This window comes from Cryobacterium sp. 10I5 (genome assembly GCF_035019865.1).
GTDB classification, from domain to species: Bacteria; Actinomycetota; Actinomycetes; order Actinomycetales; family Microbacteriaceae; genus Cryobacterium; species Cryobacterium breve_A.
On record NZ_JASJVI010000113.1, the window covers coordinates 1 to 9,006 of the forward strand.

Annotated in this window: 12 protein-coding genes; 5 read left to right on the top strand and 7 right to left on the bottom strand. The window is 64.3% G+C overall.

The genetic code is table 11. The annotated features are described in order from the left end of the window. The coding region (locus QN350_RS17800; protein WP_323517000.1) for an HNH endonuclease signature motif containing protein at positions 1–404 on the top strand (404 nt) is incomplete at its 5' end. Between the two features lie 42 nt (positions 405–446). On the opposite strand, the gene QN350_RS17805 is transcribed toward QN350_RS17800, so the two are convergent. Further along, positions 447–1,178 carry a TIGR02391 family protein gene (locus QN350_RS17805; protein ID WP_323517005.1) on the bottom strand — a complete coding sequence of 244 codons (732 nt, stop codon included), beginning with the start codon at positions 1,176–1,178 and terminating at the stop codon, positions 447–449. Between the two features lie 567 nt (positions 1,179–1,745). Between QN350_RS17805 and QN350_RS17810 the strand changes: the two genes are divergently transcribed. Both QN350_RS17810 and QN350_RS17815 read left to right on the top strand, forming a co-directional pair. Further along, positions 1,746–2,135: a hypothetical protein gene (locus tag QN350_RS17810; protein WP_323517007.1), complete on the top strand. Its 390-nt coding sequence runs from the start codon at positions 1,746–1,748 to the stop codon at positions 2,133–2,135. Positions 2,136–2,465: 330 nt separating this feature from the next. Next, the gene (locus QN350_RS17815) at positions 2,466–2,960 is read left to right on the top strand and encodes a hypothetical protein (RefSeq protein WP_323517009.1); all 495 of its coding nucleotides are present in this window, start codon (positions 2,466–2,468) and stop codon (positions 2,958–2,960) included. A gap of 168 nt (positions 2,961–3,128) precedes the next feature. Here QN350_RS17815 and QN350_RS17820 read toward each other — a convergent pair whose 3' ends face one another. The 4 genes from QN350_RS17820 to QN350_RS17835 form a co-directional block, all read right to left on the bottom strand. Further along, a complete protein-coding gene (locus QN350_RS17820; RefSeq protein ID WP_323517011.1) occupies positions 3,129–4,532 on the bottom strand; it encodes a recombinase family protein in 1,404 nt (467 codons plus the stop codon). A gap of 346 nt (positions 4,533–4,878) precedes the next feature. Next, the gene (locus QN350_RS17825) at positions 4,879–5,517 is read right to left on the bottom strand and encodes an anthranilate synthase component II (RefSeq protein ID WP_322138510.1); all 639 of its coding nucleotides are present in this window, start codon (positions 5,515–5,517) and stop codon (positions 4,879–4,881) included. Then, a complete protein-coding gene (locus tag QN350_RS17830; RefSeq protein WP_281533584.1) occupies positions 5,514–5,675 on the bottom strand; it encodes a hypothetical protein in 162 nt (53 codons plus the stop codon). Before QN350_RS17830 ends, QN350_RS17825 begins: the two co-directional genes overlap by 4 nt. 9 nt (positions 5,676–5,684) lie before the next feature. Continuing rightward, complete coding sequence (locus QN350_RS17835; RefSeq protein ID WP_322138511.1) at positions 5,685–6,518, bottom strand: class E sortase; 834 nt, start codon at positions 6,516–6,518, stop codon at positions 5,685–5,687. Between the two features lie 80 nt (positions 6,519–6,598). Here QN350_RS17835 and QN350_RS17840 point away from each other — a divergent pair, with 80 nt between their 5' ends. Next, on the top strand, positions 6,599–6,844 hold the full coding sequence (locus QN350_RS17840; protein ID WP_134448576.1) for a cell division protein CrgA: 246 nt from the start codon (positions 6,599–6,601) through the stop codon (positions 6,842–6,844). A 79-nt stretch (positions 6,845–6,923) separates the two neighbouring features. Here QN350_RS17840 and QN350_RS17845 read toward each other — a convergent pair whose 3' ends face one another. Together QN350_RS17845 and QN350_RS17850 are read right to left on the bottom strand one after the other, a co-directional pair. After that, positions 6,924–7,763 (bottom strand): rhomboid family intramembrane serine protease, encoded by an 840-nt coding sequence (locus tag QN350_RS17845; protein WP_322138512.1) that lies wholly within the window; start codon positions 7,761–7,763, stop codon positions 6,924–6,926. 11 nt (positions 7,764–7,774) lie between these two features. After that, positions 7,775–8,314: a peptidylprolyl isomerase gene (locus tag QN350_RS17850; RefSeq protein WP_134448572.1), complete on the bottom strand. Its 540-nt coding sequence runs from the start codon at positions 8,312–8,314 to the stop codon at positions 7,775–7,777. 122 nt (positions 8,315–8,436) lie between these two features. Here QN350_RS17850 and QN350_RS17855 point away from each other — a divergent pair, with 122 nt between their 5' ends. Continuing rightward, positions 8,437–8,964 carry a hypothetical protein gene (locus QN350_RS17855; RefSeq protein WP_281533587.1) on the top strand — a complete coding sequence of 176 codons (528 nt, stop codon included), beginning with the start codon at positions 8,437–8,439 and terminating at the stop codon, positions 8,962–8,964. The last annotated feature ends 42 nt before the right edge of the window (positions 8,965–9,006 follow it).

A 9,006-nucleotide genomic window follows, 5' to 3' on the forward strand; every position in this document is an offset into this window, starting at 1 on the left:
TCCTCCGGGCCCTAATCGAGCACGCCGCCCGGGACGAGGACACGCCCAGCATGGGCGGGTCGGCGCCGACGGTGATGGTGCACGTGAACGCCGCGGACCTCGCCTCCGGGGTCGGCGTCGGGTGGATCGACGGCGTCGACGCCCCGGTATCGCTCAAGACGGTGCACCAGCGGATCTGTGACGGCGGCTTCCAAGGGGTCCTGTTCGGGGAAAACAACCAGGTCCTCAAGCTAGGTCCGGAACGACGGTACTTCAATCGGGCCCAGCGCCGGGCGATCACCGCCCGCGACGGCGGGTGCATCATCCCCGGGTGCAAGGCCCCGGCCCATTGGGCCGAAGTGCACCACGTGAAGCCCTGGGCCAAGGACGGGCCGACGACCGTGGACAACGGCACAAGTTCTTAATATGACCCCTTGTCGGGTTGCTCAGCCTCAGTGGCCCGAAGCTCAGATCGTTTCTTCGACAACGACTTCTGCCGGTGCCTCGACGAGTTCGGCACGATCGATCCACCGAGCCAACAGGCTGAACGCCGCAAGAGCCTCAATCGTCTCCGCTTCGCCGAAGCTGTGCTCTCTCGCATCGACGTGATTGATTACATTTCGGACTGCCGAGTACAGACCTTGACCAAGATTGCCTGCACCGACTTGGAGGTCCTGAAACAATGACTGATTCGACGGGTCCGTCAAGCGAAGACGAGACTTGCCGGGTTTCGGCTCCCCCGTGCTGAACGACTCCCTAAGGAGTTGACCCTCGCCGATATCTTTCCGCCCCACCTTCCTCTGGAGACGCGAGTTCACGTTCACGCCTGCCGCCCAGAGGGCCGCATCGTAGTTTCCGCTCGTCCAGTGCGGGCGAGCCGCATCCCACACCCAAGGGTGGAGCGAATCAGCTTCAATGGACGGTGCGGGGTCCGCGATCCCCAGTTTTAGGCGAACTTGGTCGCCCTCGGTTAGCTCCCAAATCAGGCTCCTGACAAAATCTACGCCGACATACCGTGGTGCCGACCCGTATGTAACTTCGCCAATCGCTTTGACAACATTGTCGATATTGCTCACTTCTGCATCCGAACCCCGACGTCGGGTTTTTCGGTTGGGACTCATCTCCTCAGCGGGCAAGGGAACGCGCTCATGCAAGGACAAGTACTTATTGAGTTGCTCAATTGCCCACTCGATGTCCATTACGACTCGCCCCCAAGACTGTTGCTATCCATGTGGTCGATGATACGGGCGGCGCAGCCGCGCCCTTTACTTGAATAAGCAACGTAACTCGGGAGCCCGGTAGGGCGATCGAGGGCAAGGGATTGGGCGCCGTAGGCGCACAATCCCGCGGCAGCTCAGGAGGCTTGCCTCCTGTCCCTGGACCTGGGGTTTACGGAACAGGAGCCGCATCCGATACGTTCGAATCATGGGGAATCTCGGTACGGATCTAGGGGTGGGCGCTGGCGCCATCGTTTTCATCATCGTCATCTACGTCGTTGTAATCGCGGTCGGGTTGGTCGTGAGCGCGTGGATTATGAGCCTCTACATCCGTCTCATCATTCGGTTCTTGCGGAAGACATTGGATCGGGAGTACCGCTACATGCGGGGTGACTACTTCTCGGATAACCGTCCCCGTGCAGATCGTCCGCCTTCCCGCTCTCGCGGCTGGTGACTGCGTTCAGATCCGCGCACCTGAACCGTTCCAGCTATGTCTGCGCTATTTCCACTGCATCATGTAGTCTCGTTTTCTGGGACTAGGGAGTGGTTATGGCTGACTTTCGATCGCAGCGGATGCCGTCGCCGGATGGGCAAGGAATTGCGAAGGGGCGACTAGAGAAGGCGTGGGACTCGTATTATCGGGCCGTGCGTCCGGTCACGGATCCGCTATCGAAGCGCCTCGCCCCGCTACTGATGCCAATGGCTCGCGGTGCCACATTCGATTTGCTCGGATTCTGGATCTCGTGGCATATGCTTGGCGGCTTTGAGGGCCTCCAGACTCACCTGGGGATGAGTCGGTCGGCGGTTTATCGACGGATCGCCCTGTTTCGCAAGGTGTTCGGTGAGCATCCGGACGTCTACCGGTTTCCTGGGATCGTTCTCGACGTTGAGTCATTCCTCCAGGCCGAACCGCCGAGCGAGGCCGAACACGCCGGGTAGTCCCGGCTTGCGGGACTAGCTCACAAATCTTTGCTAGAGTCCCAGATTGTGGGACTACAACTTCAGCCGTCGTTAGCTCCTCTGGGGCGCCCAGACGCTGGCTGGACATTCACCCTGTACCCGGAGGCGGGAGAGGGCGGCGGGTCGTTCCATTCGTCCGTACGGCGTCTCCCGAGCTACGTCTCGCGGGGCTTCGCGAAGGATCCGGAGCGATCGGCGGCTGAAGCGGGTCGGCGTGCGCGGGCGACGTTGCGACGCTACTGTTCTGCGAACCGGCTCAACAGGCTCGGCACGCTCACCTTCCGAGGGTCGGGGTGCCATGATCCCGAGATGCTGCGCCTGCACCTGGGCGAGTTCTTCCGCTCGTTGCGCTCGTCTCTCGGGGGGACGGCGTTCCCGTATGCGTGGGTGCCAGAGTGGCACAAGACCGGCCACGGCCTGCACGCGCACTTTGCCGTGGGACGGTTCATCAAGCGCTCACTGATCGAGGCGGCGTGGGGGCACGGGTTTGTGCACATCAAGCTTTTGGGCGACCTGCCGGTCGGGTCGAGTAATCTCTCCGAAGCCCGGATAGCGGCGGGGTACCTGTCGAAGTACGTGGCGAAGTCCTTCGCGGGTCCGTCCGTGCGCGTGCTCGGGTTGCACCGGTATGACGTGGCGCAGAATTTTCGGCCGCGCCCGGTGGCGCTGTCGGGCCTCTCGTCTGAGGACGTGCTCAGTCAAGCGTCGATGCTATTGGAATCTCAGCCGTCCGTGGAGTGGTCATCGTCCTCGGTTGAGGACTGGCAGGGGCCGCCGTGCGTCTGGGCTCAGTGGGGCCGGTGAGTCGTGATCGATAGGACGGTGTTGCGTGCGTGGTTGGAGGCCACCTGCGCGCTCCAAGGGGTCCCGGTGGCGGTGACTGATGCCGGGGTGGTTTCGCGGGTTGGCGTGCTGTTGAGAGGGCGGGATGTTGCGGGGCAGCCGCGGAGCGGCGACCGCAACGCCCGCCTCTCACAGCTGCCAGCTGGGAACAATCCGGTTGTAGTCCACGTTCCGGGCACCTAGAACGCCCGGGAGGATCGTCGCCGTGTCCAGCACAGCTCGAACGATAGCGACCTGTCGGTCGAGGTTGAGGGTGGCCCAACTCGCGGCGAGGTTCTGACCTTGGCCCACGAGAGTGTCGAGGGTATTCGTTCCGGCGATCTGGTCCAGCTGCTTTTGGGTGTTGTCAACTCGGGCCTCAAGCGGCGTTCGTGCGGCTTTCCATTCCGGCCGCGATAGCTCTCCAGCCGCCCACATCTCAGCAAGCTCACGCATCTTCGACTGAGCGCTCTGCAACTCGGCCACGAGGGCGGTGTGTCGTTCGTTGACCTCGGCGCGTCCGGCAAGGGTGTCATCCATCGCGGGAGTGTCCAGGCGCATCAACACCGCCTCAGCAATCCACTCTTCGACCGGCTCAGCCACGATCGTCAGCGCACCGCAGCCGCCGTGATCCGGGCCGGAGGTACACACGTAGCGGCGTCGCTCGCGCCGGACCGAGCTGTAGAGGCGGTTGCCGCACTTGCCGCAGCGCAGCATCCCCGACAGGAGGTAACTGCGGGGTGCTCGACGTCCCGACACCTTCTTGGTCTGGAAAAGGGCGAGGATCTGGTCGTGCTTGGCCTCGGTGATGAGGGCGGGCCACGCGGCCGGCCCCGCTGCCTCGCCGTGGTGATCGCGGAGGCCGGCAATGCGACCGGACATGAGTATCTGCCGCAGGGTCGGCGTGCGCCATTCCGCTGCCGCCCCGGTCGTGGGGACACCTTCAGTGATCATCCATGCGACGAGAGAACGTACGGACTCACCTGCCAAGAAGCGATCGACGAGGATCCGGACGATCTCGGCCTCGGACTCGCGCACGGTCATCTTGTCGGCCTCGTACCCGAAGGGGCGCTGCGCTCCGCCGTTCGGTTTGCCCTGCTCTACGTTTTGCTGGATCTTCCGCTTGATGCGCTCAGACTTTCGCGCCGACTCGTTCGCGGCGACGGCTGCCGTGATGCGGGCGACGAGCATCCCGTTATCGTTGCCAAAGTTGATATCCGACGTGACCGTCACGAGCTGCTGCACGCGCGCCTTGTCGCACAGCTCCACGAACTGTTCCCACTCCATCGGGCGGCGCGTCAACCGGTCCTGATGGTAGGCGACTACGGCATCCACGCGCCCGCCCTCGATGTCCTGGAGCATCCGTTCATACTCCGGGCGAGCTTTCCCCTTGAACGCGGAAATGTCGTTGTCGATGTACTCTCCGACGACGGGCCACCCCTTCTCGGCGGCGAGTTTGCGGCAGTCCTCCAGCTGGCGTTGTACGCCCAGGCGTTCGCCTGTTTGGTCGCTGGAGATGCGGGCGTAAATCGCGGCTGATCTCACGTTTCCCATAGGGGTCACATTAGCGAAGTATCGGCAACGGGGTGCTGCTGTGTTGGTTCCATCACCACACGATCGACACCTCCGGGTGGGAGATCCGCATGGTGAACGGCTCACCACAAGTGCGGGCACCCGGGCTGATCGACCCGCAACGACTATGGCGGCCACCAAACCGGCACCGCGCCCACCAGGTCCTCACCGGACCACCCAACCGCGACTGACCGGGCCGACCGGGCCGACCGGGCCGACTGGCTCACCGGCTCACCGGCTCACCACGTCACGGTCAAGGCGTCACGGCGAACACCACAACGGAGCGACCAGGGCACTCGCGTCGGACTACAGCGGCCAGTCGGTGACCCTAGGACAGCTTGAGGATGGGGTGGAGTCCCCGGGCGGTCTCCTGGGCCTCTGGCAGGCCAGTGAGGGCCAGCCAGTTGGCCAGCATGAGGTAGCCGCCCTCGGTCAGGACCGATTCCGGGTGGAACTGCACGCCGAGAATCGGAGCGGTCGCGTGCCTCAGCCCCATGATCACGCCACCGGCCGTGCGCGAGGTGACGACGAGGTCACTCGGCACCGTCGAATCAACGACCGCGAGGGAGTGATACCGCGTCGCCGTGAAGGGCTGCGGAACGCCGTCATAGAAGGCACTGCCGTCGTGGGTGACCTGACTCGTCTTGCCATGCATGAGTTCCTCGGCGTTCGTCACCGTGGCACCGAAGGCCTCAGCGATAGCCTGGTGCCCCAGGCACACGCCGAACAGCGGTGAGCCGGCCTCGAATGCGGCCAGGACGATCGCGATGGACACTCCGGCATCCGCGGGCTTCCCCGGCCCGGGCGACAGCAGCACACCGTCGAACTCGGCGATCCGCGCCGCGGCTTCCTCCGGCGCGAACGCGTCGTTCCGCACAACCTCGGTCTCGGCTCCGAGCTCCATCAGGTAGCCGTTGAGCGTGTAGACGAAGCTGTCGTAGTTGTCGATGACGAGTATGCGGGTCATGGGGTGCCGACCGTCGATTCCTGGCTGTTGACGATGGTGTCCACCCACGGGAAGACCCACGTGGCGAGGACGAAGAGGACGAGAGCGATAAGCACCAGCACCTGGAGGATGCGGAGCCAGAGCGGGCCGGGGAGGACCCGCCACAGTGATGCGTACATATGAGACTCCTAGCCCGCGGCCTGGGCGGCGATGATGGCGGCGAGTTCCGCGGGCGGGCCGGCCGAGATGGGTTGCCAGGAATCGAAGACGCCATAGGCGATGATGCGCTCCGCCGTCGAATAGAGCGGGTTGCAACTCGTGAGGGTGATGATGCGATCGGTCGCGGTCGCCCCGGGTGCGTGCGGGACTGCGGCGAGCACGCCCACGTCGGTGGGCTGCACGTACTCCAGGTCACGGAACCGGTACGTGTAGTAGCCGTCGGCCGTCTGCACGAAAATGGCATCGCCGAGCTGCAACTCGTTGATCAGGTGCATCCCGCCGCCATTGGCGCTGCGGTGGGCCGCCACGACGAAGTTCCCTACCTCTCCGGGCATCTGGGTACCCGGGTAGTGCCCGATGCCGAGGCGCGGGCTGTTGAGCACGTTGTGGCCCACACCCTCCGCGATGGTGCGCGAGTACGCGGCGCCATAGCGGGGCACGTACAGCACGGCGAACGGCTGTGCCTCAGCCGGGGCGACGCCGACGACGGGAGTCCCGAACCCCGGCGTCTGGACGGGAACGGCCGTCGGCGTGTTCGTGGGGATCGGTGTGGGCGTCGCGCTGGCCGCCTGTGCGTCGCCGATCCACTGCTGGCTGATCTGATTGGCCGCGCTGGACTGCTCCCCGGCAACGACGAGGTCGTTCCACCACAGTTGCCACGCGATGAACAGGAAGACGAGTACGCCGCCCGTGATCAGCACTTCACCGATGACACCGATCACACCCACCGGCCTGCGACGCCGGGAAGCTCGCCACTCACGACGACTCTCCGCTGGCGCGGCGGGCGGGGTGGCGTCGGACATGGTTCCGATTCTAATCGGCACACACGGCCGGAAGACCCTGACGAGGTGGGCTGATGGGCAATGGCGCTAGAATCGCAGGCATGGCACGAACGAATCCCCGCACCAAGCCCGCCCGCACCGAGGTCGTTCGCTCTGGCGAGGACGCCCCGAACGCCGTCTGGTTCAAACCAGTCATGTTCGGCTTCATGCTCATCGGACTGGCATGGATCATCGTCTTCTACGTGAGCCAGGGCACCCTGCCGATCGCAGGCCTCGGCTCCTGGAACATCCTCGTCGGATTCGGGATCGCCTTCGTTGGCTTCCTGATGACGACCCGCTGGCGTTAACCTCTCGGCTACCCCCCGTTTAGGGGTCAATTACACCGGTGTAATTATCCCCAGTTGTGGACAGACCTGTGGATAACTTTCAGCCCAGGAACTTGACGAAACTCAGGGCCACGAGCACGAGCGCGAAGGCCGCAACCAGCCAGTTCTGCAGCGACTGGTGCTTGCTGCGCCGGGTCTGCACGTAGATCAGGCCCAGGATAGCGCCGCCGACAAGACCGCCGACATGCGCCTGCCAGGCGACATTGAGGCCGGGCAGGAAACCGATCACGAGGTTGATTCCGACCAGGATCAGCAATTGTGTCGAATTGCCTCCGAGGCGCCTCTGGATCACCAGGAATGCGCCCATCAGCCCGAAGATGGCACCGGATGCCCCGACGACGGGTGTGAGCGGACCGGCCAGGAGTAAGACCCCGAGCGAACCGGCGAGACCGCTCAGCAGGTACAGGGCGAGGAATCGACCGCGGCCCAGCATGCCTTCGAGGATCTGGCCGAAGATCCACAGGGTGTACATGTTGAGAAGCACGTGGAAGATGAAGCTCGTCGAGTGGACGAAGACGCTCGTGAGCATCCGCCAGGGCTCGAAACTGCCGGGGTACGAATAGATGCCGGCATAGAGCAGTGCGCTCGTCACGTCGAATCCGGGAACGAGCTGCAACAGGAACACCGCGAAGGTGACCCCGATGATGCCGTAGGTGACGACGGGACCGCGGCTCGAGGAGATACGGGTCAGCAGGGCCGGGCGGGTGCGCGGGGCGTTCTGCCGCTGTTCCTTCATGCACTCGGGGCAGATCACGCCGACGGCGGCCTGGGTCTGGCACTCCGGGCAGATGGTGCGGCCACAGCGCTGACACAGGATGAAACTTTGCCTGCCCGGATGCCGATAGCAGAAATTGGCTGCGGATCCGGGCAGGTCAGTCATTCGAAGCGGGCCTAGACCTGCTCGACGGTGACGGACTCGATGACGACCTCGGTGAGGGGACGGTCACGGCCATCGGTCGGCACGGTGGCGAGCTTCGCGACGATTGCGCGGGAAGCTTCGTCCTCGACGGCGCCGAAGATGGTGTGCTTGCCCTGCAGCCACGTGGTCGGCACGACGGTGATGAAGAACTGCGACCCGTTGGTGCCGCGGCCGCCCTGGATGCCGGCGTTGGCCATCGCGAAGACATACGGCTGAGTGAAGTCGAGGTCGGGGCTGATCTCGTCGTCGAACTGGAAGCCGGGGCCGCCGGTGCCCTGGCCGAGCGGGTCGCCGGCCTGGATCATGAAGTCCTTGATGATGCGGTGGAAGACGGTGCCGTCATAGAGGGGGGTCTTCGAGACCTTGCCGGTGCCGGGGTGCTTCCATTCGATCTCGCCGGTGGCGAGGCCCACGAAGTTCTTCACCGTCTTCGGCGCGTGGTTGCCGAAGAGGTTGACCTTGATCGGTCCGAGCGATGTATTGAGCGTTGCGACGGCGGTGTGCTTTGACATGGGGTCAATTCTTGCACAGGCGCGGAGACGGATTCTGACCGTCCGGGGCATCCGAAGCCCTCTTGGAGTATTGCGTGGCAAGATGGGTGATGTTCGCCACATGACATCGATGGAGGGTCCAGATGAGCCTGTCACGCAAGCGCCGCAAGGAACTTACGAAGCTGCGCAAGAGCGCAGACGAGTTGTGGAACCACCAGCAGGAGGTTCTCGATCGGGCAAACGTGCTCGCACGTGATGCCGCACACCAGGCGGGGGTGCTCACCCGCGAGGAAGTCGTTCCCCGTGTCCGCGACAGCTACGACCAGTTGGTGCGCCCGAAGGTGCAGGCCACGCAGGACCTGGCTGACGGTGTCCGCAACCAGGTCGTCACCAAGGTCCTTCCCGGCCTCGGCAGTGCGATCGGCACCGTGATGAGCGTCGGAGACGTCGCGCGGGACGCTCGCGTTCGTGCGGCACTGAGCCGCCTGCACTTCCAGCAGCCCGTTGTGATCGAGAAGAAGGGCCCGGGGGCCGGCGCGTACATCGCGCTCGGTGTCGCCCTGGCCGCCGCCGCAGGCGTCGCATACGCCGTCTGGCAGACGTTCCGCGCCGACGACGAGCTCTGGGTCGCCGACGACGAGCCCAAGACCGCAACGTCCGTCGAGTCGTAGCAGCCACAGACTGAAACACAGAAGGCCCGCATCCACCGGATG